Annotated in this window: 23 protein-coding genes; 14 read left to right on the top strand and 9 right to left on the bottom strand. The window is 34.5% G+C overall.

Annotated elements, in window-relative coordinates; genetic code table 11:
- The first annotated feature begins 1 nt into the window (after position 1).
- The 3 genes from rpsR (at position 2) to K0R77_RS08855 (ending at position 2,479) form a co-directional block, all read left to right on the top strand.
- Positions 2 to 304 carry a 30S ribosomal protein S18 gene (gene rpsR, locus K0R77_RS08865; RefSeq protein ID WP_034757623.1) on the top strand — a complete coding sequence of 101 codons (303 nt, stop codon included), beginning with the start codon at positions 2 to 4 and terminating at the stop codon, positions 302 to 304.
- A 182-nt stretch (positions 305 to 486) separates the two neighbouring features.
- A complete protein-coding gene (gene rplI, locus K0R77_RS08860) occupies positions 487 to 1,005 on the top strand; it encodes a 50S ribosomal protein L9 (RefSeq protein WP_300351304.1) in 519 nt (172 codons plus the stop codon).
- A gap of 112 nt (positions 1,006 to 1,117) precedes the next feature.
- Positions 1,118 to 2,479 (top strand): aldehyde dehydrogenase, encoded by a 1,362-nt coding sequence (locus K0R77_RS08855; RefSeq protein WP_300351301.1) that lies wholly within the window; start codon positions 1,118 to 1,120, stop codon positions 2,477 to 2,479.
- Positions 2,480 to 2,512: 33 nt separating this feature from the next.
- Here the strand turns inward: K0R77_RS08855 and K0R77_RS08850 are convergent, their stop codons facing one another.
- Positions 2,513 to 3,100, bottom strand: coding sequence for a thioredoxin family protein (locus K0R77_RS08850; protein WP_300351298.1), 588 nt, complete (start codon positions 3,098 to 3,100; stop codon positions 2,513 to 2,515).
- A 162-nt stretch (positions 3,101 to 3,262) separates the two neighbouring features.
- Between K0R77_RS08850 and K0R77_RS08845 the strand changes: the two genes are divergently transcribed.
- From K0R77_RS08845 to K0R77_RS08835, 3 genes are read left to right on the top strand one after another with little or no spacing between them, the layout of a single operon-like run.
- On the top strand, positions 3,263 to 4,147 hold the full coding sequence (locus K0R77_RS08845; protein ID WP_300351295.1) for a lysophospholipid acyltransferase family protein: 885 nt from the start codon (positions 3,263 to 3,265) through the stop codon (positions 4,145 to 4,147).
- A gap of 6 nt (positions 4,148 to 4,153) precedes the next feature.
- Positions 4,154 to 5,137, top strand: coding sequence for a glycosyltransferase family 2 protein (locus tag K0R77_RS08840; RefSeq protein ID WP_300351292.1), 984 nt, complete (start codon positions 4,154 to 4,156; stop codon positions 5,135 to 5,137).
- A gap of 32 nt (positions 5,138 to 5,169) precedes the next feature.
- Positions 5,170 to 5,724 carry a 3'-5' exonuclease gene (locus tag K0R77_RS08835; protein ID WP_300351290.1) on the top strand — a complete coding sequence of 185 codons (555 nt, stop codon included), beginning with the start codon at positions 5,170 to 5,172 and terminating at the stop codon, positions 5,722 to 5,724.
- Between the two features lie 10 nt (positions 5,725 to 5,734).
- Here K0R77_RS08835 and apaG read toward each other — a convergent pair whose 3' ends face one another.
- From apaG to glgB, 8 genes are all read right to left on the bottom strand, one after another.
- Positions 5,735 to 6,121 (bottom strand): Co2+/Mg2+ efflux protein ApaG, encoded by a 387-nt coding sequence (apaG, locus tag K0R77_RS08830; protein ID WP_300351287.1) that lies wholly within the window; start codon positions 6,119 to 6,121, stop codon positions 5,735 to 5,737.
- Between the two features lie 79 nt (positions 6,122 to 6,200).
- The gene (odhB, locus tag K0R77_RS08825) at positions 6,201 to 7,451 is read right to left on the bottom strand and encodes a 2-oxoglutarate dehydrogenase complex dihydrolipoyllysine-residue succinyltransferase (RefSeq protein WP_300351285.1); all 1,251 of its coding nucleotides are present in this window, start codon (positions 7,449 to 7,451) and stop codon (positions 6,201 to 6,203) included.
- Positions 7,452 to 7,491: 40 nt separating this feature from the next.
- Complete coding sequence (locus K0R77_RS08820) at positions 7,492 to 10,308, bottom strand: 2-oxoglutarate dehydrogenase E1 component (RefSeq protein ID WP_300351282.1); 2,817 nt, start codon at positions 10,306 to 10,308, stop codon at positions 7,492 to 7,494.
- 123 nt (positions 10,309 to 10,431) lie between these two features.
- Entirely contained in the window at positions 10,432 to 11,472 is a 1,041-nt protein-coding gene (locus K0R77_RS08815; protein WP_300351280.1) for an SRPBCC domain-containing protein, read from the bottom strand.
- A 145-nt stretch (positions 11,473 to 11,617) separates the two neighbouring features.
- A complete protein-coding gene (locus tag K0R77_RS08810; protein WP_300351277.1) occupies positions 11,618 to 12,886 on the bottom strand; it encodes a glucose-1-phosphate adenylyltransferase in 1,269 nt (422 codons plus the stop codon).
- Between the two features lie 135 nt (positions 12,887 to 13,021).
- Complete coding sequence (locus K0R77_RS08805; protein ID WP_300351275.1) at positions 13,022 to 14,428, bottom strand: glycogen synthase; 1,407 nt, start codon at positions 14,426 to 14,428, stop codon at positions 13,022 to 13,024.
- A gap of 37 nt (positions 14,429 to 14,465) precedes the next feature.
- Positions 14,466 to 15,011, bottom strand: a complete 546-nt coding sequence (locus tag K0R77_RS08800) for a hypothetical protein (protein WP_300351273.1) — start codon at positions 15,009 to 15,011, stop codon at positions 14,466 to 14,468.
- The gene (gene glgB / locus K0R77_RS08795; protein ID WP_300351726.1) at positions 15,008 to 16,954 is read right to left on the bottom strand and encodes a 1,4-alpha-glucan branching protein GlgB; all 1,947 of its coding nucleotides are present in this window, start codon (positions 16,952 to 16,954) and stop codon (positions 15,008 to 15,010) included. Before glgB ends, K0R77_RS08800 begins: the two co-directional genes overlap by 4 nt.
- Before the next feature lie 217 nt (positions 16,955 to 17,171).
- Here glgB and K0R77_RS08790 point away from each other — a divergent pair, with 217 nt between their 5' ends.
- The 8 genes from K0R77_RS08790 (at position 17,172) to K0R77_RS08755 (ending at position 26,186) form a co-directional block, all read left to right on the top strand.
- A complete protein-coding gene (locus tag K0R77_RS08790; protein ID WP_300351270.1) occupies positions 17,172 to 18,293 on the top strand; it encodes an alpha/beta hydrolase-fold protein in 1,122 nt (373 codons plus the stop codon).
- A gap of 8 nt (positions 18,294 to 18,301) precedes the next feature.
- Positions 18,302 to 19,717 (top strand): leucyl aminopeptidase family protein, encoded by a 1,416-nt coding sequence (locus K0R77_RS08785; RefSeq protein ID WP_300351268.1) that lies wholly within the window; start codon positions 18,302 to 18,304, stop codon positions 19,715 to 19,717.
- Positions 19,718 to 19,857: 140 nt separating this feature from the next.
- Complete coding sequence (locus K0R77_RS08780) at positions 19,858 to 21,069, top strand: ATP-grasp domain-containing protein (RefSeq protein WP_300351265.1); 1,212 nt, start codon at positions 19,858 to 19,860, stop codon at positions 21,067 to 21,069.
- Positions 21,070 to 21,206: 137 nt separating this feature from the next.
- The gene (locus tag K0R77_RS08775) at positions 21,207 to 21,920 is read left to right on the top strand and encodes an alpha/beta hydrolase-fold protein (protein ID WP_300351262.1); all 714 of its coding nucleotides are present in this window, start codon (positions 21,207 to 21,209) and stop codon (positions 21,918 to 21,920) included.
- Positions 21,921 to 21,962: 42 nt separating this feature from the next.
- On the top strand, positions 21,963 to 22,916 hold the full coding sequence (locus K0R77_RS08770; RefSeq protein WP_264750139.1) for a RimK family alpha-L-glutamate ligase: 954 nt from the start codon (positions 21,963 to 21,965) through the stop codon (positions 22,914 to 22,916).
- A 24-nt stretch (positions 22,917 to 22,940) separates the two neighbouring features.
- The gene (locus tag K0R77_RS08765) at positions 22,941 to 24,059 is read left to right on the top strand and encodes a carboxylate-amine ligase (protein ID WP_300351257.1); all 1,119 of its coding nucleotides are present in this window, start codon (positions 22,941 to 22,943) and stop codon (positions 24,057 to 24,059) included.
- A 33-nt stretch (positions 24,060 to 24,092) separates the two neighbouring features.
- Positions 24,093 to 24,926, top strand: a complete 834-nt coding sequence (locus K0R77_RS08760) for a GMP synthase (protein WP_300351253.1) — start codon at positions 24,093 to 24,095, stop codon at positions 24,924 to 24,926.
- Between the two features lie 78 nt (positions 24,927 to 25,004).
- Positions 25,005 to 26,186, top strand: a complete 1,182-nt coding sequence (locus K0R77_RS08755) for a hypothetical protein (RefSeq protein ID WP_300351250.1) — start codon at positions 25,005 to 25,007, stop codon at positions 26,184 to 26,186.
- Positions 26,187 to 26,217: the final 31 nt, after the last annotated feature.

The raw sequence follows: 26,217 nt of genomic DNA, 5'->3' as shown, positions 1-26,217 counted from the left end.
CATGGCAATAGATGATATGGCTAAACAAGCCTCTGCTGGAGGTGAATCTGAAGTAAAATTCCTTACTCCACTTGATATCAATACAAAAACTGATAAAAAGTACTGTAGATTCAAAAAATTCGGAATCAAGCACGTTGATTACAAAGACGCTGATTTCTTATTACAGTTCGTTAACGAGCAAGGTAAAATTTTACCAAGAAGATATACTGGTACTTCTTTAAAATACCAAAGAAAAGTTTCTTCGGCAATCAAAAGAGCAAGACACCTTGCAATGATGCCTTACGTAGCTGACTTATTAAAATAAGACAAAAAAGAAACAAGAGAAAAGAGAAAAGATTTTTAGTCTTTTTCTCTTTTTTTAAGTTGCTGAATAAATAATTAATTCTAACGATTTTTAGATTGAAGAAAAGAAATAATTTTTAAGACAACAGTCTTTCTTCTTTTTTCTTTGTTCTTTTCTCTAAAACTAAAAAACGGACAACAACAATGGAAATTATCCTTAAAAAAGACGTAGAAAACTTAGGTCTTGAATTCGATACAGTAAATGTAAAACCAGGTTACGCAAGAAACTTCTTGTTACCTCAGGGAATCGCTCTTTTAGCTACACCAAAAAACAAAGCGACTTTAGAGGCTACTTTGGAAGCTAGAAAAGAAGAAGAAGCTAAATTGGTTGCTGCTGCAAACGCTGTCGTTGATCAATTGAAGAAAACTTCTATCACTATTCCTGCAAAAGTAGGTTCTGGTGACAAATTATTCGGATCTATCAACAATGCAGATCTTTCTGCAGCATTGGCTAAAGCTGGTGTACAAGTTGAGAAAAAATACATTAAAATCCCAGGAAACACGATTAAGAGAACTGGTAAAGTAACTGCAGTAGTTAGACTTCACAGAAATGTAGAGTACAACTTCGAGTTTGATGTAGTATCTGATGCTCCGGTAGAAGCTCCTAAACCAGCTGCTCCTAAGCCTGTAAAGGTAGAAGAAACTCCAGCTGAAGAAGCTTAAGATTTCAAGAGATTTTCTCAAATATATAAACCACTTCTTACGAAGTGGTTTTTTTTGTGCAGTTACTTTGGCATATTTTTTACCTTATTCCATTATTATTAAATTACAGAAAATGAATTATCAGGATATACTTTTATCGCAAAGAGAATTCTTCAATACACATAAAACCAAAAATGTAAAATTCAGAAAAATTTATCTTGAAAAACTGAGAGACTTAATTATTCAGAATGAAAATTTACTCTACGAAGCGATTGATAAAGATTTTGGAAAATCTCAGTTTGAAACATATGTTACAGAAATTTCATTTATTCTGAAAGATGTTGATTATTATTTGAAAAATTTAACTTCACTTTCAAAACCGAAGAAAGTTACCACCAATTTATCCAATCAGATTGCAACCAGTAAAATTCACTCTGAGCCTCTTGGTTGCACTTTAATTATCGGAGCTTGGAATTACCCTTATCAACTTTCTTTATCGCCTTTAATTGCCTCAATTGCCGCCGGAAACTGCTGTATCCTAAAACCCAGTGAAATGGCGGAAAACACAATGAAAGCAATGGCGAAAATTATCAATGAAAATTTTCCACCAGAATACATTTACGTTTTTGAGGGCGGAATTGATGAGACAACGGAAATTTTAAAATTAAAATTCGACAAAATATTTTTTACAGGAAGTACAAAAGTTGGTAAAATCGTCTATAAAGCTGCCGCAGAGCATTTGACTCCCGTAACATTAGAATTGGGTGGAAAATCACCCGTAATCGTCACTAAAGAAGCTAATATAGAAGTTGCTGCCAAAAGAATTGTTTGGGGTAAGTTCTTAAATGCCGGACAAACCTGCGTTGCACCAGATTACATTTTAGTTGAGGAATCAGTGAAAGAGCAATTTCTAGAAATACTGAGAAAATATATCAATGAATTTAAGTACGAACCAAATTCTGAACAATACACAAAAATTATCAACAAGAAAAATTTCGAAAGACTTGTGAAACTGATTAATCCTGACAAAATTTATTTTGGAGGGAAATGCACTGAAGAAATTCTTTTCATAGAACCAACAATTTTATATAATGTCAATTGGGAAGATGATGTGATGCAGGAAGAAATTTTTGGACCGATACTTCCGGTAATTTCATTTACCAATTTTCATCAGGCATTGAATTCTGTTTTAGAATTAGAAAAACCTTTATCAGCATATCTTTTCACAAATAATAATGAAGAAAAAAATCTGTTTACGCAAAAATTATCTTTTGGAGGCGGTTGTATCAATGATGTGGTCATGCATTTAGGAAATGATAATCTTCCGTTTGGCGGAGTTGGAAACTCAGGAATGGGAAGTTATCACGGGAAATTTGGTTTTGAAACTTTTTCGCATCAAAAAGCAGTTTTAGATCGTGTAACTTGGGGAGAACCGGATTTGAAATACCCGCCCTACTCTGAAAATAAAATAAAGTGGATTAAGAAACTTTTGTAAAATAAAAAACCGAGAAAATTCTCGGTTTTTTTGTTATGATTTTGTAGTAGTCCATGTCTTGAAAAATTCTTTTACTTTTTCAAGACTGTACCCTTTTCCTTCTTCAAGAACATCACTTTGCTGCACATGAATCATCTTCCCGTTTTGATCTAAAACAATAAACACAGGATAACCAAACTTATCTCCTGGATTTCCATATTTAGAAAAAACTTTTTCGTTTTTATTTTCCGGTGAATAATTCAGATGGTAATACAAATAATTATCATCTACCAATTTTTTAAGTTCAGGAGTTGTCTGCACATATTGGTTAAACCTCAAACACCAGATACACCAATTTCCTCCCGCCTGAATCATAATGTTTTTCTTCTCCTTTTTAGCTTTTGCAACCAAATTCTCAATATCTTTTTCAGCATCTGCTTTGGCATCATAAGGTTTTGGGAGTTTCGCTTTTTCTTCAGCAGCTTTTTTCTTGGCTTCAAGTTCCTGATGATCTGTTTTTACAATCAGAGCTTTATCATCAGAATTTTTTACTGCCGGAATTTCTTTTGTATTTTGAGCAAACGCTAAACTTCCAATGAAGAGAAATCCCAGAATTGCTATGTTTTTTGAAATCTTTTTCATATGTAAATTAAAATTGTTTAAAAGATCATATGTAATCGCGCACTTTATATCGGCTTTGTGATTCTAAAGTACGGCGATTTCATACTATAAAATTAAAAAAATAATACTTATTTGCAGCAAAAATGAAACCATAATTTTATTATTGCTAAATTTGTAAACTTTATGAATTTTCTGATCAAAATACTTTACTTAATTTCGAAGATGCCGCTTAAAATATTGTATATTTTTTCGGACATTATTTTCTTTTTAAATTATAATTTTGTCGGTTACAGAAAGAAAATCATCACCCAGAATCTTAAAAATTCATTCCCGGAAAAATCGGCTAAAGAAATTGCCGAAATCAGAAAGAAATTTTATTTAAACTTCTCAGATTATTTGGCTGAAACGGTAAAGTCATTTACCATGTCTAAGACAGAGACGCGGGTGAGAATGCAGCACATCAATCAACATCTGTTTCACGAAGCCAAACAGGAAGGTAAAAACATTATTCTTTTGGCAGGTCATGTCTTCAATTGGGAATGGATGAATGCTTTGGCAACCGTAGTTCCGCAAAACAACTGTCATCCCGTTTACAGAAAGGTAAACAGTGAATTTTGGGAAAAACAGATGAAGAAAGTAAGGAGTAAATTTGGAAATGAAGCTTTGGAAGCCAACGAAGTAATCATGAATATTTTCAGGAGCAAAAATGATGGTGATTCCATTTATCTTTTTGTTGCAGATCAAACACCTCACTCATCTCACGTCAACTACGGATTAGAATTTCTTAATCAAAGAACACCGGCTTTTATCGGTTATGATAAATTGGCGACAAGAATGGATATGATTTTTATTTACACTGAGATGAAGAAAGTAAAACGAGGTCATTATCAGATTAATTATTACAGAATCGAACCTGATGGGGAAAAATTCGTCAATAATGAGGTGGTCAGAAAGTTTCATCATTTGCTTGAAAATACCATTAAAAAAAGACCCGATAATTATCTTTGGTCACACAGAAAATGGAAATATCAGGATTCTATCAAAACTTTTGATTCTGAAAAAATTTAAAAAGCAATGTCTGAAAACTTAGCAATTGTCATTCTCAACTGGAACGGAAAAAACTGGCTTGAAAAATTTCTTCCAAGCGTAATCAGCTATTCCCAAAATGCTGAAGTGTATGTTATTGATAATTTTTCTACAGATGATTCCGTAAATTTTCTGCAAACTCAGTTTCCCACAGTTAAAATCGTCAGAAATGATAAAAATTATGGTTTTGCAGGAGGTTATAATGAAGGTTTAAAATCAATTGACGCAGAATTTTACTGTCTTCTGAATTCTGATGTAGAAGTAACAGAAAACTGGGTTGATCCTATTTTAGATTTGTTTAAAAAAAACATTCAAATTGCAGCAATTCAACCAAAAATTTTGTCTTTCACTCATAAAAATTATTTCGAATTTGCAGGAGCAGGAGGCGGATTGATTGACAATTTAGGCTATCCTTACTGCAGAGGTCGTGTTTTTGACGATGTGGAAGAAGATAAAGGTCAATATGATGATGAGACTGAAATATTCTGGGCTTCAGGATGTTGTTTATTTATCAGATCTAAAGATTTTTGGGAACAAAATGGCTTTGACGAAAGATTCTTTGCCCATCAGGAAGAAATTGATTTGTGCTGGAGATTAAAAAATTCTGGTAAAAAAATATACTACACCGGAAAATCAAAAGTTTATCACGTTGGCGGCGGAACTTTAAACAAACAAAGTCCTCAAAAAACTTTTTTAAACATCAGAAATAATCTTTCAATGATGTTGAAAAATTTACCGTTTCCGAATTTGATCTGGGTATTATTTTCAAGAATGATTCTCGACGGAGCGGCAGCTTTTTATTTTGCTTACAAGAATGGTTTTTCACATCTTTGGGCAGTTTTACGGGGACATTTTGGTTTTTACACACATATTCCGGGAACTTTGAAACTCAGACAAAATAACCAGATCAAAAAATATTATCAAACTGAATGGCTCATTTTTAAGCACTTTTTAGGAGGTAAAAAAAGTTAAAATCAACAATTACTTATCATTTACAATAATTTATGGATTTCTGCGCAATAGATTTTGAAACGGCTACCCACGAAAGACATTCGGCTTGCGAGTTGGGAATTTGCGTAGTTGAAAATTCACAGATTATCTCTACTAAAACCTGGCTCATCAAACCGCCTAGTTTTCCTTATTTTAACCAAAGAAATATCGATGTACACGGAATTTTGCCAAATGATGTAAAAGATGCACCAACTTTTGACGAAATTTGGTATGAAGTTCAGGAAATGATGTACGGAACTTTAATGATCGCTCACAATGCGAGTTTTGATGCAGGGGTTCTAAGAAGTTGTCTTGATTATTATGGAATGTTTAAACCCAATTTAAACTATCTCTGCAGCATTCAGGTGGCAAAAAAATCATGGAACTATCTTCCGAAATATGGCTTAAAACATCTGGCAGAGACACATCAGATCAAATTTAAACATCACAGAGCCGGAGACGATGCAGAAGCTTGCGCAAGAATCTCTTTATTAGCTTTCGAAAAACTATTCATCACAAGGAATGAGGAAATTCAAGAGAGTTTCCAATCAAAGCTAAAAAAACTTTAGCAAAATATTTTTAGTTGATAAGAATTGCCGAAAGTAAATTGAATTTGGGAATATCAATCTCAAAATTCTCCTGCGTTTCTTCATTCCTTACCAAATATTTACCGCTCATATTACCTACTCCCGAGCGCAGCATTACGTTAGAAAAATAAGCAAACTGATCATTAGGAACTATTTCCGGAGTGAGACCGATTACACCATCACCTACAACTTCTGTAAATCCAAATCCTACATCGAAAATCAACCATTTTCTTTTTAGAATTTTTATAGGAAAATCCCCTTCGTTTTCAATCACAATATTGTACTTAAAAACAAATCGGTTTTCGGAAGGATAACTGTTTTTGCTATCATATTCAGGCGTCACAGACACCTTGATATTCGAAGTAATTTTAGAAAACATTTTGTTGGTTTTTATATTTTATACAAAAATCTCGCCTTTTTTTGAAAGGCGAGATTGTAAATTATATTGAAATAATCAATTAAAGCTCTAAACCTTTCTTCTCATCACCGCCAAGTAAGAACTCAACAGGATTGTCGATACCTTCTTTTACAGCAACCAAGAATCCTACAGACTCTTTTCCGTCGATAATTCTATGATCATAAGACATCGCAACGTACATCATCGGACGAATCACAACTTGTCCGTCAACTGCAACCGGTCTCTGAATGATATTATGCATTCCTAAGATTGCAGATTGAGGAGGGTTGATAATAGGAGTTGACAACATTGATCCGAAAGTACCTCCGTTTGTAATCGTGAAAGTACCACCAGTCATTTCGTCAACTGTAATTTTACCGTCTCTTACTTTTACCGCAAGATCTTTGATATTAGCTTCAACACCTTTAAAAGACATATTTTCAGCATTTCTCAATACAGGAACCATCAATCCTTTAGGACCTGAAACCGCAATTGAAATATCGCAGAAATCATAATTAATTTTAAAATCTCCGTCGATTGATGCATTCACATCCGGATATAATTTAAGAGCTCTTGTAACCGCTTTTGTAAAGAAAGACATGAAACCAAGTCCTACCCCGTGCTTCTGAGCAAATTCTTCTTTATATTGCTTTCTTAATCTGAAAATTTCAGACATATCAACTTCGTTGAAAGTCGTTAACATCGCAGTTTCGTTTTTTACAGAAACCAATCTCTGAGCAATTTTTCTTCTAAGAACTGAAAGTTTTGTTGTTGTTGTAGATCTTGTACCTGTAGCAGTTAATGAATTTCCGCCCATTGCAGGAACAGCAGCCAGTTCAGCATCAGTTTTAGTGATTCTGCCGTCTCTTCCCTGTCCTGCAACCTGAGAAGCGTCAATTCCTTTTTCGTCAAGAATTTTCTTTGCAGCCGGAGAAGGAGAACCAGTAGCGTAAGATTGAGCAGCAACAGGAGCCGGTTTTGGAGCTTCTTGTTTTGCAGGTTCAGCAGCTTTAGGCGCTTCTTCCTGTTTTGGAGCTTCAGCAGCAGGAGCAGCAGCACCTTCAGGTTTAGCAGCATCCATATCAATTAAACAAACTACCTGACCTACCTGTACCACATCACCTTCTTCAGCTTTTAAAGTGATGATACCACTTTGTTCTGCAGGCAATTCAAGAGTTGCTTTGTCTGAATCTACTTCAGCGATAGGTTGATCTTTTTCTACGTAATCACCATCTTTTACAAGCCAAGTTGCAATTTCAACTTCTGTAATTGATTCGCCCGGTGAAGGAACTTTCATTTCTAAAATTGACATATTGAGTATTTTTTATTTTTTAATTGAATATTATTTAAAATTAAGCGGTAACAGGTCTTTTTGCAGGAGCATCATCTCTGTCAAAAACTCTGTTGATTACTAAGTTTTGGTTTTTCTCAAACATTTTGTGACTTCCGGGAGCCGGAGCACCACTTGCTACCGGGGAAATTACCTGGATCCCTGTGTCTCTGAAATTTCTTAAAATGTAAGACCAAGCTCCCATATTTTCCGGTTCTTCCTGAGCCCAAACGATTGATGTTTTGTTTTCATATTTAGCAAAAACAGCTTCGATAGCATCAGTCTGAAGAGGATATAACTGCTCAAATCTCACTAAAGCAACATTTTCACAATTTAATTCTTCTTTTTTAGCTAATAGTTCGAAGTACAATTTACCAGAACAAAGAACTAATTTTTCAACCTTTTTAGGATCAGCTGTAGGATCATCTAAAATAGGCTGGAATCCTTTTTCTGAGAAATCTTCAAGCGGAGAAACCACTTTTGGGTGTCTTAACAAAGATTTCGGACTCATTACAATTAATGGTTTTCTGAAAGACCATTTTAACTGTCTTCTCAACAAGTGGAAATAATTGGCAGGAGAGGTAATATTCGCCACCACCATATTTTCATTAGCACAAAGTGTAAGAAATCTTTCCAGTCTTGCTGAAGAGTGCTCTGCTCCCTGTCCTTCTGAACCGTGAGGTAATAACATCACCAAACCATCCTGAATCTTCCATTTTTCTTCTGCTGCAGCCAAATATTGGTCAACGATAATCTGTGCTCCATTCACGAAATCTCCGAACTGAGCTTCCCAGATCGTTAACGTGTTTGGAGATGCCATCGCATAACCATAATCAAATCCTAAAACTCCATATTCTGAAAGGTGAGAATTGAATACATCAAATCTACTTTCTGAAACGTGTCTTAATGGAATATATTCTTCTTCCGTATCTTCAGTTTTAATGACAGCATGTCTGTGAGAAAAAGTTCCTCTTTCAACATCTTCACCGGAAATTCTTACATTATGCCCTTCTGTAAGCAATGTAGCATAAGCCAACCATTCTCCTAATGCCCAGTCTAAAGAATTGGCATCAATCGCTTTCAGACGGTTATCAAAAAGCCTTGTAATTTTATTAATGAATTTTTTATCAGCAGGAAGGGTTGACATTTTGATTGCCAACTCTTTCAATTTAGCCAAATCATATTTTGTATCAACAGCATTCTGAACGGCTCCTCTTTTTGCAATCGGGAAATTAGTCCAGTCTTCTGACATAAATAAATCCATTACGTTTTTCTCAATCTCTTTGGAAGCGTCAAAGTCTTTATCTAAAAGCGCTTTGAAATCAGTTTCCATAGTTTTAAGAACTTCATCAGAAATCACGCTGTCCTGAATCAATTTATCTTTATAAATTTCTCTTGGATTCGGATGTTTTGAAATTAATTTATACAAATTAGGCTGTGTAAATCTTGGCTCATCCCCTTCGTTATGACCATATTTTCTGTAGCCTAATAAATCAATATATACATCTTTACCAAATTTAGCTCTGAAATCAGCCGCAAAGTGGATTGCATGAACTACCGCTTCAGCATCATCTGCATTCACGTGCATTACAGGAGATTCTGTAACTTTAGCAATATCTGTACAATATGTTGAAGATCTTGCGTCTGCATAGTTTGTAGTAAATGAAACCTGATTGTTCACAACGATATGAACAGTTCCACCGGTTTTGTAACCTTCCAAAGTCATCATTTGAGCAACTTCGTAAGCAATTCCCTGTCCGGCAAGAGCTCCGTCACCATGAATAACGATTGGTAAAATTTTAGAAAAATCACCTTTGTATCGGTCATCTACTTTTGCACGGCAAATACCTTCTACCAAAGCAGAAACAGTTTCTAAGTGAGATGGGTTCGGAGTCAAGTTGATAGAAACTTCTTCTCCTGACGCCGTTTTTATTTTTTTAGACGAACCTAAGTGATATTTAACATCACCTGAGAATACATCTTCTTCAAATTCTTTCCCTTCAAATTCTGAGAAAATCTGCTTGTAAGATTTCCCGAAAATATTAGACAAAACATTTAATCTCCCTCTATGAGCCATCCCCAAAACAACCTCATCAACTCCTAATTGAGAAGACCTTGAAATCAATTGATCCAAAGCAGGAATAAGAGTTTCACCTCCTTCCAATGAAAATCTTTTCTGACCTACAAATTTTGTGTGAAGATAGTTTTCAAATGCTACAGCCTGATTTAATTTTAATAAAATCTCAGTTTTTTCGTTTGCATTTAAGCTTGGATGATTTTCGTTTACCTGAATCCACTGCTTGATAAAGTCTTTCTCTTCAACATTGTTGATATAGGTATATTCTACACCAATTGAGTCGCAGTAGATGTTCTCAAGATGTCTGATCAACTCCTGTAAAGTTGCAGGACCTTTCATCCCTGTTTCTGTAGCGCAGTTGAATTTTGTATTTAAATCTGATTGATCTAAACCGAAATTTTCGATATCTAAAGTCGGCGTATAATGTCTTCTTTCACGGACAGGATTGGTTTTTGTGAATAAGTGACCTCTCGTTCTGTAAGCCTCGATAAGATTTACCACTTTAAACTCTTTTTTGATATGCTCCGGAACTTCACCATTGACTGCTGCCTGAGAAATCTGCTGAACTGCAGGTGCAGAATTCACAGAATTCTGTACAATCTGAATGCTGTCGTCATCACTGTAGTTCTCCAATGCAAAATCAAAGCCTTGAAAAAAGGCTTTCCATGATGGTTCTAAAGAATCCGGGAATTTTAAGTATTGTTGGTATAAATCCTCAATTAACTGAGAATGAGCTGCGTTTAGGAATGAAAATCTGTCCATTATTACAGTTTATCTATTATTAAATTTTGTTAGTAATATTAATCCTCAAATTTAATAAAAAAAACCGACTTTGGGCAGAACCAAACTATTAAAAAAAACATAAAGAAATGATTTGTATCATATTTATTTATAAACAGATAGAGAAAGCTTCATATTGACATCTTTATCTTCTACAGGCTGTTCTATGAAAGTCTGATAAATGTCGCCATATCTCATTTCGTCAGTTTTTGCTTTTTGCATCAATTGCTGTATTGCTTTTATTCTCCCCGCATAAGTTCCTTTGTAATAAATTACATAATTTTGGGTAGGATTGACAGATCTGAAACTAAAATTATTATCATTCACTCCAAATTTCTTTGAAAGAGGAATTCCGAAATAATACGAAACCTCGTTGTCTTTAAAATTGTCTGCATCTGTAATCAGGATTGGATAACCGAATTCGTCATCTTTTTTGCCTAAATCCATCGTCACAAAATTGTAGACTTTATTGTAATTCATCACAATATTTCTGTACAATGCATCTTTTTTATTGGAAGTGCTTACGCTGATTCCCAAGAGCATTCTCGCCTCTTCATTTTCAACCATCAAACTGTCGTATTTTATGGAAGCTAGCTGATTGTCTTTTGAAACCTTATTTCCTAAAACGTTTTTCAGATTCACCATACTTTTTTCAATATTTTCGGTGAATTTATCTTCAGTCCAGAAGTTTTGAGCTCTCGTCAAAACAGATAACTTCGGAGTGTGTACAAACCAGGTAATTTTTGTCTTTTCAGCAGAAACGGGTGTGAATTTGACATCAATTAGCGTCGGATTTTCATCTTCATCTTCGAAAAGCTGATATCTCAAAGTTTTATTTGGATTTTCATAACGGATAAACATTTCGCCACCGTCCTCGCTCTTAGGATCATTATAACTGATCGCACTTCCCTGCCCTTCGTATGGTGTGTAATAATCAATGGTAATGGTTTTTGAACTCGTAAAGAAATTATTCCATCTTGTGAAATGCTGGAGATTATTAAATTGATTATAAACTTTATCAAGAGGAAAATCTACTTCTTTTTCTACTTTAAAACTTTTGCTTTCGTCCACGAAATAATACATGGAAGCAGCATAAGCACCCACAAGCAAAATGATAATTACGGCTATGATTTTGAAAAAACGCATCGCACAAAAGTAATACAAATAAAAAAAGTGACCAATATATTGGTCACTCTTGTGTTATTAATTTAGAACTTGTTTAATTTTATAATTTATATGTTCCAGAAACAATGTTTATTCTTATAAACTGTTTAAAATTAAAATGAAAGTTTTATCCGATATGTGTTCCTGGAGGCAAAACTGCTCCTTTTTTCACGCAGACAATTCCATCCTGTACAGAGTGTGTTCCGTAGTCTCCGTCACTGAGATGTTTACCTCCGATAATTCTCACATTATCTCCGATGTAACAGTTTTTATCAAGAATTGCTTTTTCAATATAACAGTATTTTCCGATTCCCATATTAGGTTGCCCTTTGCTGTCATTGTGTACAATTTCTGTTGTTTTTTGATAAAAATCGGCTCCCATTACATAAGAATTAACGATCGTACTGCCTTTATCAATTCTCGTTCTGTTCCCAATCACTGAATTTTCAATTTTATCCGCTAAGATGATGCATCCGTCACCAAAAACAGCCTTACTCACATATGAACCGTTGATTTTTGAAGGCGGAAGCATTCTTGCTCTGGTATAAATGGGGGAAGATGAAAACAGATTAAACTGAGGGAAATCCTGACAGAGATCTAAATTAGCTTCATAAAATGACTCAATTGTACCAATGTCCGTCCAATATCCTTCGTACTGATAACTTAAAGTGCTGTATTTCCCGATTGAGCTTGGGATGATATCTTTACCGAAATCGTCTCCTGCTCCATCTTCAAACATTTTCTTCAAGATAGATTTAGTAAAAATATAAATCCCCATTGAGGCAAGATATTCTTTTCCGTCAGCTTTATTTTTTTCGGAAACCTCAGACTGCAAACCGTCTAACATTTCATAGCTTGGTTTTTCAATAAACGAAGTGATGTTTCCTTCGTCATCAGATTTTAAAATACCAAAACCTGTGGCATCTTTTGCATTTACAGGAATTGTGGCAATAGTAACATCTCCGCCATTTTCAATATGGAAATCCAGCATTGCGTTAAAATCCATCTGATACAGTTGATCTCCCGAAAGAATTAAGATATATTCATAATCATATTTTTCCAAATGCTTCATCGATTGACGTACTGCATCAGCAGTTCCCTGAAACCAACTTTCGTTTTCCACATTCTGCTCGGCAGCTAAAATATCTACGAAACCTTTACTGAAGATATCAAAGTGATATGAGTTTTTGATATGAGCATTTAATGATGCCGAATTAAACTGCGTTAAAACCAAGATTTTATTTAATCCTGAATTTAGACAGTTTGAAATGGGAATATCTACCAATCTGTACTTTCCGGCAATTGGGACAGCGGGTTTTGATCTTGAGTATGTTAACGGGAAAAGCCTTGTACCTCTTCCCCCTCCTAAAACGATTGAAATAACATTTGGATTCATAAATTTATTTGTGGTTTACCTTATATTAGTATATTTTTTGACTTTTTAATTACATTTCAATCATTCTTCAATGCGAAAAATTTAAAACTATTTTACGCTTAAATTTAAATAATTTGATCCTTAAATTCTGAAATTTTAGTTCTTATATAAAGCTATATATTTTTCTGCAGATTTCTCCCATGCAAAATCAAAATTCATATTTGAAAGCACAAGATCATCCATTGCTTTTTTCTGATTATAAATTGCTAAACCGCGAACCATTGCATGAATAATATCATCAACTCCCGGATAGGTAAAATTTAATCCTGAGCCACCTGTAGAAATATCTTTCACAGTATCTCTCAATCCACCGGTGTAGCTTACAACAGGTACTGTTCCGTAGCGCATTGCATACATCTGATTGAGACCGCAAGGCTCTATTCTTGAAGGCATCAACAAAAAATCTGCCGAAGCGTATATTTTGTGAGATAAATGTTCTTTATAACCAATATCTGTAGCAAAATTGGCGTAAACGTAATTTAATTCTTTTAATTTATCTTCAATATAGGAATTCCCGGAACCTAAAACCATAATATTAAGCGAACCATAAGTCTGCTTTATACTTCTCCATACTACTTCAGGAAGCAAGTCTGCTCCTTTTTCTGTAGCAAACCTGCCTATGAAGGCAAAAAGTGGTAAATCAGGATTCAGACCATATTCTTTACAAAGTTTTTGTTTATTTTTCTTTTTAATTTTAAGAACATTTTTTTTATTAAAATTAAAATCAAGCATAGGATCGGTTTCAGGATTCCAAACATCAGTATCGATACCGTTGATGATTCCGTATGCTTTGCCAAACTCATCTCTTACTAAGCTCTCCAGACCTTTAAAACTCACAAAAAGTTCCTCAAGATACCCTTCGGAAACTGTTGTGAATGCATGAGAACATTTAATCATACTTGCTAAAGGATTGATAAACCCGTTCCAGTCGAGAAGTCCCCATTTGTGGTGATCAAATGCAGGCATGAAATGAATCATGTCCCAACGCATCATTCCCTGATACTCCCCGTTGTGAATGGTCCCTATCGTTTTAGTTCCTTTTAGAAACTGAAATTCATCACAATGCTCTACCATAAAAGGAACCAATCCTGTATGGTAATCGTGACAGTGAAGAACATCCGGACGAATCTTCATTGCAGTCAGCCAATGCAAAACACCGTGCTGAAATGCCAGAAACTGAAAACTTTCATCCTGATAACCGTAAGGATTTTCGCGATCTAAAAGTCCCGGAATTTTAACCAAAAACAATTCAAAACCTAAAGTGTTTGTTTTCTCTTTCATTACCTGAACCTGAAGCATATTTTGCCCCTGATGAATGAAGCCGTCAAAAACCACTTCAAAGTCATGATCGTACACAAAAGCTTTGTTGTACCATGGCATTACTACTTTGGCGTCAACATCTTTTATTTTGTTCTGATATTTTGGAAGCGCTCCCACAACATCTGCTAAACCTCCGACTTTGGCTACGGGATAACATTCTGTGCTAAGGTGATAAATTGTCATTCTTATTTTATAATTTAATTATTTTAAGAAATTATCTTTAAAAACTTTTATTAAGATTTTGATTTAACTCAAATAAATATACAGCCTCATCATCAATAATCTGATTTTTAATAATGATACTTAATTTTTCTGAATGAAATGTTATACGACTATACATATCAAGATTATTAACGTCAAAAACTAACGAATTATCGAATTCAAGTCTTTTGAATTTCCATTCTAAAAATCCCTCTTCTGAATCATCATCCTTATTTAACCATTCAGTATTTTCAATCTGCTTATTAGTATAAAATTTAAATTCAAAAATATTCTGGTTTAAAAGATCCTGAATAATGTCAGCAGTTTTCTGTCTGTCACAAGCAAAAAGAATTTCAAAAACTTTATTTTCGAAAAAAGAAATCTTGTTCCTCTCAATTTTAAACTCAAAAAAATAAATTTCTTTTTTGAGTTTTGCGTCAGTCAAAGGTGGATTAATACCAGCATCAGAAAACGATTTTAACGTTTCCTCATCAAAGTCTGTTCTTATGATTAAATCTTTGATGTCATCATAATCTTTACCTAAAATATCTGAAACCTGAATCATTTTTTGTGTTGTTTTATTCTTTGAATCTTATACTTTTTATCTTTTTTCATTTTCAAAACGATTCCTGCAAGTGGCGGCAATTTCAGGAAAATTGATTTCGGTCGGTTCATCCATTCTTCATTTTCTTCTTTGAAAACGATGCTTTCTACACCGCTTCCGCTGTATTTTTTTTCATCTGAATTGAAAATTACATTCCAATGAGTTCCGTCATCAACACCTACTTTATAATCAAAACAGTTTGGGGTAAGATTTAAAATCACCATCAAAACATCATCTCTTTTCTTTCCTTTTCTTAAATAAATATATACAGAATTATCAGTATCATCAGCTTCTACCCATTCAAACCCATTTTGATTAAACTGATTTTCGTAAAAAGCCGTTTCTTTTTTATATAAATGATTCAAATCTTTAACCAAATTCTGCAAACCTTTATGTACAGGAAAATCCAATAAATGCCAATCTAAACTTTGTTTAAAATTCCATTCACCAGTTTGTCCAAATTCATCCCCCATGAAAAGCAGTTTTGCACCGGGATGAGTAAACATATACACAAATAAAGCTCTGAGGTTGGCAAATTTTTGCCATTCATCACCTTTCATTTTATAAATAAGACTCGCTTTTCCGTGTACAACTTCATCATGAGACAAAGGCATCATATAATTTTCATTGTACATATACATCGATGCAAACGTCAGTTTATGATGATGATATTTTCTGGCGTTGTGTTCTTCTTTAAAGTAATCTAAAGTATCGTGCATCCAGCCCATCATCCATTTCATCCCGAAACCTACTCCACCGTCATGAACGGGTTTTGTCAGTAAAGGAAAATCTGAACTTTCTTCTGCAATCGTAATAATACTGTTACCAAATTCTTTATAAACTGCTGTATTGAATTCCTGTAAAAAAGTTTTAGCTTCAAGATTAACGTTTTCACCGTAAATGTTCGGTTCCCATTCGCCCTCATTTCTTGAATAATCAAGATGAAGCATCGATGTTACTGCATCTACGCGCAAACCGTCTGCATGATAACGATCGAGCCAGAACATTGCGTTAGAAATCAGGAAAGATTTAACCTCATTTCTTCCGTAATTAAAAATATAGGATTTCCAGTCTGGATGAAAGCCTCTTCGAGGATCTTCAGGCTCATACAGATAACTTCCGTCAAAACGATGCAAACCATTAGCATCACCGGGAAAATGAGAAGGAACCCAGTCTAAAATAACTCCGATATCATTTTTGTGAAGCTCATTAATTAAAAACATTAAATCCTGTGGCGAACCGAAGCGTGAAGTCGCAGCAAAAAATCCTGTAATCTGATATCCCCAACTCGGATCATACGGATATTCCATTACGGGCATGAATTCTACATGAGTAAAGCCCAAATCTTTGATGTAAGGAACCAATTTTGCAGCAATCTCTCTGTAATTAAGAAATCTTTCAGGATTATCAATGTCTCTGACCCATGATCCCAAATGCATTTCGTACACAGAAATCGGAGATTCAAGACTGTTTTTTTTCCAGCGGTTTTCAAGCCAGAGATTATCATCCCATTCGTACCACGTTGTGGAAACCAATGATGCAGCCTGAAGATTCTGCTCCCAGCTTAAGGCATAAGGATCACTTTTTTCCAAAATTTTCCCTAAGCTTTCTATGGCGTATTTATACAATGTTCCCCAGGTAAGACCCGCTATAAAGCCTTCCCAGATTCCCGACCCATCCCATCTCGGGAAAAGAATATGATCCTGATGATTCCAGTTATTAAAATTACCGATCACCGAAACTTTTTTTGCATTAGGAGCCCAGACTGAAAAGTAAACACCTTTCACCCCGTCTTTTTCAACTGAATGTGCCCCAAATTTTTCATACAGACGATAATGTTTACCTTCTTTAAAAAGATATACGTCATGATCCGTGAAAAGTGTATACGTTTTTACAGAGTTCATCATAGTGTTTTTTTAACCCGACAGCATCATTAACTTTTATAAAAAAACCAAAGAATATTATGTTAAATGGCTTATCTGTAAGTTTCGATGACTATCAAATATATAAATTTTTCTTGTGGTAAGACTTAGTTTTTTTATTAATTTTAAATAACTTATATAAAAAGATTTTTTATACTTTTATCGGTTTAATTGAATTACCTACTTTTTAAACACAAAAATGAAGTTTATACTTTACACAGAGGAGGCAGATGAAAGACCGATATTTATCACCGGTAACTTCAATATCTGGAATCCTAAAGACCTGCGTTATCAACTCGCACAAATAGATCAAAACAATTACTACATTGAAATATCTGATGAATTTCTACCGGACATTGTTGAATTTAAATTCACAAAAGGCGGCTGGGAAAACGTTGAACTAGATAAATACGGAAGCATTACTCCCAACAAAAAAGTTCAGAAATCTGAGGGATCAATCTCTCACACCGTAGAAAAGTGGAGATTCAATTGGGGGCCTTTTAAAAAAGAGTTTTTCCCTATTGTTGAGATTATTTCGGAAGAATTCTATATTCCTCAGCTTGAAAGACACCGTAAAGTCTGGGCACTTTTACCTTACGACTATTATGTTTCAGACAAAAAATATCCTGTTCTCTATCTTCAGGATGCGCAGAATTTATTTAATGAAGGAAGCCCTTACGGAAACTGGGAAATCGACAAAAAACTCTCAATCCTTGCAGAATATGGTCGTGGTGATGTAATTATCATCGCTATCGAACACGGAAGTGAAGAAAGAATTAAAGAATATATTTTCGACAATGATAATGTTGCCAATGGTTCTGAAGGCAAAAAATATATCCGTTTTATTACAGACACTTTAAAACCTTTTGTTGATGAACATTACCGCACAAAAAGAGATCGTGAAAATACCGGAATTGGAGGGAGTTCTTTAGGAGCATTAATCAGCATTTACAGCGGATTTTTATATCCTGAAGTATACTCAAAGCTTTTGATTTTTTCCCCATCGCTTTGGGTTGAGCCGAATAACAATTTTCCGATGATGAGTTTCAGAGTTCCGTTTAAAACTAAGATTTACCTTTATGGAGGTGAACAGGAAGGATCAAAAATGGTGAAAAGAATACAGGTTTTTGAAAATTATCTGAAAAGATGGGAAAAGAAAAACCTTTTTGATTTTGAATTTAAAACCAACATCAATCCTGAAGGTTCTCATAATGAATTTTACTGGTCGCAGGAATTTCCGAGAGCAATTGAATGGTTATTTTACAATAATACAGAAAATCCTGTGGAAGTTACGCCACATCAGGATACAATAGAAAACTAAAAAAAATTATGAAATTATTAAATAAAAGAAATAAAAATTACGCACAGATTTTCGAACTTTTCACAGAAGAATCTTGGTCGGAAAACAGCAAAAAATACAATAAGAATATCTCTCTTCTTTTTTCAGGAAAGAAAAATGAAGTTTTCATTGATGCTAAAGAAGAAACCATTACTTATTTTATCGGATTTGGAAAATCTAATCTGCAGAATTTTGAATTTCAACAGGTTGCCACAAAATTCTCTCAGAGTCAGAAGAAAAACTTTCAAGTAGTTTCAACTTTAATTTTAGCAGATTTTATTAATGAAAAACAGTTTGAAGAATTCGTGAAAGGACTTTTTCTTGGAACTTACAATTATCCTTTTGAGAAAAACCATCCATTCTGGAATGAAAAATTTGAATTTCATTTTGGAAATTTAAGTCAGAAAAAATTAGATAATATCATCAGCAAAGCCGATGCAATTTGCGAAGGACAAACCGCTTGCCAGGATTGGCTCAACAAACCCGCCAACTTAAAAAGACCTGATGCTGTCAATGCTTATCTGAAAAATTTAGCTAAAAAAAATCAATTAAAATATACTGCATTCAATAGAAAAAAATGTGAAGAATTAGGATTGGGCGCTTTCCTTTCTGTCAATCAGGGAAGCGCTTACGATGCTGCATTCACTATTTTAGAATACAAAACAGCTGTAAAAAATGCTAAAACAATTGGCTTGGTCGGAAAATGTGTCTTGTTTGATACCGGTGGAATTTCCATTAAAGCATCCGACAATATGCATTACATGAAATCTGACATGGGCGGTGCAACAGCCGTGATCGGCGCTTTAATCTATGCTTCACAAATGAAATTGCCTGTCAACATTATTGCAATTTTACCAATCACAGACAATGCTGTTTCTGAAAACGCTTATTTACCAAGCGACGTTATCACAGCTTATAACGGAAAAACGATAGAAGTTCTGAATACCGATGCAGAAGGAAGAATGACTTTGGCTGACGGACTTTCATATATGTCTAAAAACTTTAAAACTGATGTTTTAATTGATTTGGCAACCTTAACGGGAAGCTCAGTAAGAATGTTTGGTGATACTTGTGGAGCTATGTTTTCAAATAATGAGAACCTGAAAAATCTCTTGATTAAAACAGGCGATAAAACCAACCAAAGATTATGGAATTTACCTTTATGGGATATCTGGAAAAATGATTTTAAATCTGATGTGGCTGATTTTAAAAATATCTCAATGAAACCTATCGGTGACTGCATTGTTGCAGCAAAATTTTTAGAAGAATTTATAGGAGGACACAAAAACTGGGCTCACCTAGACATTGCCGGAGTTGCGTTTGGAAATGTAGGATATGCAAAAGATAAAGCCGCAACGGGTTATGGCGTACAATTATTAGCCGATTTAATTGAAAATTATCACTAAAAATTAGTTTATTTCAAAAAATCTCTGTATAATTGATTAGTGATTTTCAAATACGCATCGATTATTGGTTTTTAACATTAAAATATCAATAAAAAATTGCTTTTATTTTTGAATATTCATTAAATTTTAAAAAACATTATATGGAGGAGAAAACTATTGTATGCATTTCGTGCTATTACAAGGGTTATGATTTTATGGACGAGATGAAGAATCTTGGCAATAAAGTTATCTTAGTAACATCTGAAAACCTCAAAGAAAAAAACTGGCCGTGGCACGCTATTGATGAGGTTTTCTATATGCCCGAAATGAAACCGTCTGTCTGGAATCTTGACCATCTTATTCAGGGATTTTCACACCTCATGAAAACCCGAAAAGTTGATGCCGTAATTGCATTAGATGATTATGATGTAGAAAAAGCTGCACTGATTCGCGAAACGTTCCGTATTCCGGGGATGGGACAGACTACACACCGCTATTTTAGAGATAAACTGGCAATGCGCCAGAAAGCTAAAGATTCGGGAATCAATGTCCCGGAATTTACCGCGGTATTCAACGATCAGGAAGTAGAAAATTTTACTAATAAAATAAATGCACCTTGGGTTTTAAAACCAAGATCAGAAGCTTCAGCATCAGGAATTAAAAAATTAAAAACCAAAGAAGAACTTTGGGAAGCTTTAGAAAAATTAGGCGAAGAGCGTCATCTTTTTCTCTTGGAAAGCTTTAAACCTGGCGATGTTTATCACGTTGACAGCCTTACTTTTAATAAAAAAATTGTTTTTACATCAGCTTCAAAATATCTCGCTCCACCAATGGAAGTTTCTCACGAAGGCGGTGTTTTCCGAACTAAAACATTAGGAAGATATTCTGAAGAATTTATCGCATTGGATGAAGCCAATTCTAAAGTTTTGATGAACTTTGGCTTGATGAATGGTGCTACTCACACAGAATTTATCCGTGGAAAAGAAGATGGAAAATGGTATTTTCTGGAAACTTCTTCAAGAGTTGGTGGTGCACACATTCCGGATTTGGTAGAAGCTTCCAGCAACATCAATATCTGGCGTGAATGGGCAAAAATTGAAGATGCACTTCTGAGAGGAAAAAATTACGAAGTTTCTAAACCCACGGGTTATTATTCAGGATTGATCGTTGCTTTAATTAAAGATAAAGAACCCGATTATAATGAATTTGAATGTGAAGAAGTGGTAAAATTTCTTCCGATAGATTATCATATAGGAATCGTTTATAAATCGAAAGATTCTGAGAAAGTGGTAGAAAGACTGGATCGTGCTGCAGAAAAAATTCATGCGCATTTGCTCAACATTATTCCTCCGAAAGAAAAACCGACTGCGTAACGATTAGTTATTATTAAATTAATTGAAATCCAAAGACTTATTAGTTTGAAATGAATTAATTTGGAACTTGGGTAGTGATAATTTAAAATATTCTTTCGTTGTAAAATTTAAACAAAAAAACTAAAAATCTATAGTACATGCCACATATAGAACACACAGATTATTACTCACACATATTAGGAATAAGCCTTAAAGTGGAAGTTACAGGACATTTTGGCTATCCGATTATCATGTTTCCAACTTCACAAGGACAGTATACCCAAAATCATGATTTTCATCTGAACAGCAGCATCAATTGGTTTATTGAGCAGGGAAAAGTAAAATTATATAATATTCAGACGATTGATGCGTGGAGCTTTTATGATGAAAGCATTTCACCACAACAGAGAATCAGAAATTACGAAAAATATGTACAGTTTCTGATTCAGGAATTTGTACCGTACATCCAGAAACTTCATGGTACACATCGTGTAGCTGTAGCCGGAGCAAGTTTCGGAGGTTATCATGCATCAAATTTTGCATTTAGATTTCCTGACGTAGTTTCGCATTTATTCAGTCTTTCCGGAGCATTCAGCATCAGAAATTTCATGGATGGATATTCTGACGAGCTTGTATATTTTAACTGTCCGAGAGAATTTGTCAAAAATGACGAAGCCTGGAAATACAAACACATGCACATCGTTCTCAGCACTTCAGATGAAGACATTTGCAAAGATAAGAACGTAGAAATGGCAGGAATTCTCAGATCAAAAGGGATTGATTTCTGGTATGACGAAAAAAAATGGATCAACCACGACTGGCCTCTTTGGAGAATGGCTTTTCCTAATTTTATAGGAACATTTTTTTCTTAAATTTTAAAAACTATTCAATATTAAAACATTAAAAAACAAATTATGGCAAAAAAAGTAGGAATTTTATTTGGTATGGAAGACACTTTTCCATGGGCATTTATAGATAAAGTTAACGAACTTGGAAAAGGGGAAATAGTTGCAGAAGCTGTAACAATCGATAAATTGGAGCAAGGTGCAGATTACGGTTATGCCGTTATTATTGACAGAATTTCCCAAGACGTTCCTTTTTACAGAGCATATCTTAAAAATGCTGCATTGAACGGAACCTACGTCATCAACAATCCATTCTGGTGGAGTGCAGACGAAAAGTTTTTCAATAATGCATTGATGTCTAAACTCGGAATTCCATTACCCAATACAGTTTTATTACCATCATACGAAAGACCGACAGATACTTCGGAAACATCATTCAGAAACCTTAAATTTCCACACGATTGGGATTATATCTTCAATTACGTTGGTTTCCCGGCTTATATGAAACCTCATGACGGTGGTGGCTGGAAAAGTGTTTACAGAGTTGAAAGCCCTGAAGATCTTTGGGATAAACTTTCTGAGACAGAGCAATTGGTGATGATGGTACAGGAAGAAATTGTCTTTCAGGATTATTACAGAGTGTATTGTTTAGGCAAGAAATATGTTCACATCATGCCTTACGAACCGAGAAATCCTCACCATTTGAGATATGCAACGACACACCAGACAGAAGGGAAAGATTTAGAAAAATTGCTAAAAGTAATTCATGATTATACGATTAAAATGAATGAAGCTTTGGGATATGATTTCAATACTGTAGAATTTGCCGTAAGAGACGGAATTCCTTACGCAATCGACTTCTGTAACCCTGCTCCGGATGCTGACAGAAATTCTGTTGGTGAAGAAAACTTCGCATGGATTGTTGAGCACTCTGCAAAATTGGCAATCGAAAAAGCTAAAGAATATGTTCCGGGAAAACAGAATATCTCTTGGGGAACTTTCGTGAAAGATTCAGTAAAATAAAACCATACAAAACACAAATTAAAAATGCATCAGTTTACTATTGGAATTGAAGAGGAATATCAAATCATCGATTTAGAAAGCAGAGATTTGGTTTCTCACGTTTCTAAAATCATTGAAGGCGGAAAAGCTGTTTTGAGTGAAAACTTAAAGCACGAAATGCACGAATCAATGATTGAAATGGAAACCGGAATCTGCCAAAACATTCAGGAAGCACAGGCTGAACTGACGAATTTGAGAAGACATCTTATCAATACAGCTCACGAACAGGGACTTCGCGTTTCCGGTGGCGGAACACACCCTTTTTCAAATTGGGAACACAATACCATCACAAACGGTGAACGTTACAACAAAATTGTTGACGATATGGGCGACGTTGCCCGTGGAAATCTTATTTTTGGTCTGCACGTTCACATTGGAATCCCAAATCGTGAAGAAGGGGTAAGAATTCAGAATGTGATGCGTTATTTTCTTCCGCACGTTTACGCGCTTTCTGTAAATTCTCCTTTTTGGATTGGCAGAAATACAGGATTCAGATCTTACAGACAGGAAATTTTCGTTAAATTTCCACGAACAGGAATTCCAAGTTACTTCAATTCTTTGGCTGAATTTGACAGCTATGTCGATCTTTTGGTGAAAACCGGAACGATTGATAACGCTAAGAAAATCTGGTGGGATTTACGCGTACATCCATTCTACCCTACTATCGAATTCAGAATTTGCGATATGCCTTTAAGAATCGAAGAAACGGTTTGTCTGGCTGCAATTATGCAAAGTTTAGTGGCCAAAATTTACAAGCTGCATCAGCAGAATTTAAGTTTCAGAAGTTACAGAAGATTGTTGCTTAATGAAAATAAATGGCGCGCTTCAAGAGACGGAATTCATTCTCATTTAATTGATTTTGGTAAAGAAGAATCTGTACCTTATCCTGATTTGTTAAAAGAATTGCTTGAGTTCATCGATGATGTAGTAGACGATTTAGGATGCAGAAAAGAAGTGGAATATGCATGGAAAATTTTAGAAAACGGCACAGGTGCCGACAGACAGCTTAAAGTATTCGAAGAAACCGGTGATCTGAAGAAAGTCGTTGATTACATGATCTCTGAGACCGAATATGGAATCACTCACGGCGGAAATGCTTCATAATATTTTTAATAACTTTGCATAAAATATGAAGTTATGAGAGATGTAAGAATTGCTTTGCTGGATATGAACAATAATCAGGCAAATCAGGGATTTAAAAATATTAAAGAGATATCTGAAGCCTTTCAGCAACAATCTGAAGAAAATATAAGTATTAAAGTTTTTGACGTAAGATTTAAAAATGAAATTCCGAATATTGAAGATTTTGACATTTTCATATCGTCGGGAGGTCCCGGAAATCCTCATAGAGAAGGACATGACTGGGAACAGAAATTCGCAGACTTTTTAGATTCAGTTTACAGGCATAATCAACAGAATGAAGCTAAAAAATTTCTGTTTTTAATTTGTCATTCATTTCAGTTAGCAAGCATTCACTGGAAATTGGGAAATATCTGCAAAAGAAATTCTTATTCATTTGGAGTAATGCCTGTACATAAAACTGAAGATGGTGAGCAGGAATTTTTATTTAAAAATCTTCCGGATCCTTTTTATGCCGTAGATTCGAGAGCGTATCAGTTTATAGAGCCGGATCATGATCGTTTTGAAGAATTGGGAATGAAAATCGCAGCAATTGAAAAATTCCGTCCTCATGTGAATTTAGAAAGAGCAGTAATGGCGATTCGTTTTTCAGAAGAGATCTTCGGAACTCAGTTTCATCCTGAAGCCAATCCTGAAGGCATGATAGAAAACCTTAAAGATGAAAAGAACAAAAATGCCATGATCGAAAATTTCGGAATGGAAAAATATCTTGAAACTATTGACAGAATGGATGATGAAGATAAGATCGTACTTACACAGGCACAAATTCTTCCAAGATTTTTGAGACTTGCAAAAAAAAACATTTTGAAAGAGATTGAAGTGATGGCTTAAAACATGACTAAAAAATAAAATTATCAATAAAAATCGAGCAAAGCTGCTCGATTTTTTAAATCACAAAAGAAAAAGAATATGATTCCAAAATACAGAAAACAGTTTAATGAGAAGTTTACTCAGGAAAAATATGAACAGTTTAAAGAAATCTTAAAGGAAAAAAGTGGTTTAATACCTTCTTTCAGACTTTCCGAAAGTCCGATGTTTCTTACGAATGAATTTAAAAGCAAACTGATTGATGCTAGTGAAAGCATTATTGATCAGATCAAAGCTTTACCGGAAGGCACATTAGAGAAAGCCATTCCCGAAAACTGTAAAGTTCCAAACGATACAAAGCAGCCTCATTTTTTCACGATTGATTTTGGAATCTGTAGAAGTGAAAACGGCGAAATAGAACCACAATTGATAGAGTTGCAAGCTTTCCCTTCATTGTATGCTTTTCAGAAAGTTTTTGAAGAAACATTCTGTCAAGTTTACCCGTTTTTAAATGAAATTAAAAGTAAAATGCCACAGGAAGAATTTCAGAATTATTTGAAAGAACTCATTGTTGGAGGTGAAAATCCAGAAAACGTTATTTTACTTGAAATTTATCCTGAAAAACAAAAAACTGCCATTGATTTTGCTTTAACTGAAAAGCTATTGGGAATAAAAACAGTTTGTCTGACGAAAGTAAAAAAAGAAGGTAAAAAGTTATTTTACGAAAATGACGGTAAAAAAATTCAGATTAATAGAATTTACAACCGTGTAATTTTTGACGAATTAGACAGAATTCCTGATCTAAAGCTTGAATTTGATTTCCGTGAAGATGCAGATGTAAAGTGGATCACGCATCCGAATTGGTTTTTTAAAATTTCAAAATTCCTTTTGCCGATGCTGAAACATCAATTTGTTCCGAAAAGTTATTTCTTACATGAATTTCCCGAGAGCGAAAATCTTGAAAATTTCGTTCTAAAACCCTTGTTTTCATTCGCAGGAAGCGGAGTTAATTTAAATCCAACAAAAGAAATTGCAGATGCAATTGAAGATAAAGAAAACTATATTTTGCAAAGAAAAGTAACCTACGAGCCGATTTTTGAAGACATTAACGGCGAATTTTCAAAGGCAGAGATTCGTTTGCTTTACATCTGGAGAGAGCAGGATGAACGTCCGATTTTACTGGAAAATTTGGGTAGAATGACGAAAGCTGCAATGGTCAACGTTGACTTTAATAAAAAAGATGCCATTTGGATTGGAAGTTCTAATGCGTTTTTTGCTGAATAAATCAAAATCAATATCATAAAAAAAACTCAGA

The organism is Chryseobacterium sp., from assembly GCF_029240215.1.
Lineage (GTDB): Bacteria > Bacteroidota > Bacteroidia > Flavobacteriales > Weeksellaceae > Chryseobacterium.
This window is presented reverse-complemented; position numbering and strand designations above follow the sequence as displayed.

What these genes read in the sequence shown, in the direction of transcription:
- K0R77_RS08770 (WP_264750139.1), top strand. Translation starts at nt 21,963, where the DNA reads ATGGCAAAAAAAGTAGGAATTTTATTTGGTATGGAAGACACTTTTCCA.
- K0R77_RS08855 (WP_300351301.1), top strand. Translation starts at nt 1,118, where the DNA reads ATGAATTATCAGGATATACTTTTATCGCAAAGAGAATTCTTCAATACA.
- K0R77_RS08815 (WP_300351280.1), bottom strand. Translation starts at nt 11,472, where the DNA reads ATGCGTTTTTTCAAAATCATAGCCGTAATTATCATTTTGCTTGTGGGT.
- K0R77_RS08760 (WP_300351253.1), top strand. Translation starts at nt 24,093, where the DNA reads ATGAGAGATGTAAGAATTGCTTTGCTGGATATGAACAATAATCAGGCA.
- K0R77_RS08780 (WP_300351265.1), top strand. Translation starts at nt 19,858, where the DNA reads ATGGAGGAGAAAACTATTGTATGCATTTCGTGCTATTACAAGGGTTAT.
- apaG (WP_300351287.1), bottom strand. Translation starts at nt 6,121, where the DNA reads ATGTTTTCTAAAATTACTTCGAATATCAAGGTGTCTGTGACGCCTGAA.
- rplI (WP_300351304.1), top strand. Translation starts at nt 487, where the DNA reads ATGGAAATTATCCTTAAAAAAGACGTAGAAAACTTAGGTCTTGAATTC.
- odhB (WP_300351285.1), bottom strand. Translation starts at nt 7,451, where the DNA reads ATGTCAATTTTAGAAATGAAAGTTCCTTCACCGGGCGAATCAATTACA.
- K0R77_RS08800 (WP_300351273.1), bottom strand. Translation starts at nt 15,011, where the DNA reads ATGATTCAGGTTTCAGATATTTTAGGTAAAGATTATGATGACATCAAA.
- K0R77_RS08845 (WP_300351295.1), top strand. Translation starts at nt 3,263, where the DNA reads ATGAATTTTCTGATCAAAATACTTTACTTAATTTCGAAGATGCCGCTT.
- K0R77_RS08755 (WP_300351250.1), top strand. Translation starts at nt 25,005, where the DNA reads ATGATTCCAAAATACAGAAAACAGTTTAATGAGAAGTTTACTCAGGAA.
- glgB (WP_300351726.1), bottom strand. Translation starts at nt 16,954, where the DNA reads ATGAACTCTGTAAAAACGTATACACTTTTCACGGATCATGACGTATAT.
- K0R77_RS08805 (WP_300351275.1), bottom strand. Translation starts at nt 14,428, where the DNA reads ATGACAATTTATCACCTTAGCACAGAATGTTATCCCGTAGCCAAAGTC.
- K0R77_RS08810 (WP_300351277.1), bottom strand. Translation starts at nt 12,886, where the DNA reads ATGAATCCAAATGTTATTTCAATCGTTTTAGGAGGGGGAAGAGGTACA.
- rpsR (WP_034757623.1), top strand. Translation starts at nt 2, where the DNA reads ATGGCAATAGATGATATGGCTAAACAAGCCTCTGCTGGAGGTGAATCT.
- K0R77_RS08835 (WP_300351290.1), top strand. Translation starts at nt 5,170, where the DNA reads ATGGATTTCTGCGCAATAGATTTTGAAACGGCTACCCACGAAAGACAT.
- K0R77_RS08840 (WP_300351292.1), top strand. Translation starts at nt 4,154, where the DNA reads ATGTCTGAAAACTTAGCAATTGTCATTCTCAACTGGAACGGAAAAAAC.
- K0R77_RS08850 (WP_300351298.1), bottom strand. Translation starts at nt 3,100, where the DNA reads ATGAAAAAGATTTCAAAAAACATAGCAATTCTGGGATTTCTCTTCATT.
- K0R77_RS08775 (WP_300351262.1), top strand. Translation starts at nt 21,207, where the DNA reads ATGCCACATATAGAACACACAGATTATTACTCACACATATTAGGAATA.
- K0R77_RS08765 (WP_300351257.1), top strand. Translation starts at nt 22,941, where the DNA reads ATGCATCAGTTTACTATTGGAATTGAAGAGGAATATCAAATCATCGAT.
- K0R77_RS08785 (WP_300351268.1), top strand. Translation starts at nt 18,302, where the DNA reads ATGAAATTATTAAATAAAAGAAATAAAAATTACGCACAGATTTTCGAA.
- K0R77_RS08820 (WP_300351282.1), bottom strand. Translation starts at nt 10,308, where the DNA reads ATGGACAGATTTTCATTCCTAAACGCAGCTCATTCTCAGTTAATTGAG.
- K0R77_RS08790 (WP_300351270.1), top strand. Translation starts at nt 17,172, where the DNA reads ATGAAGTTTATACTTTACACAGAGGAGGCAGATGAAAGACCGATATTT.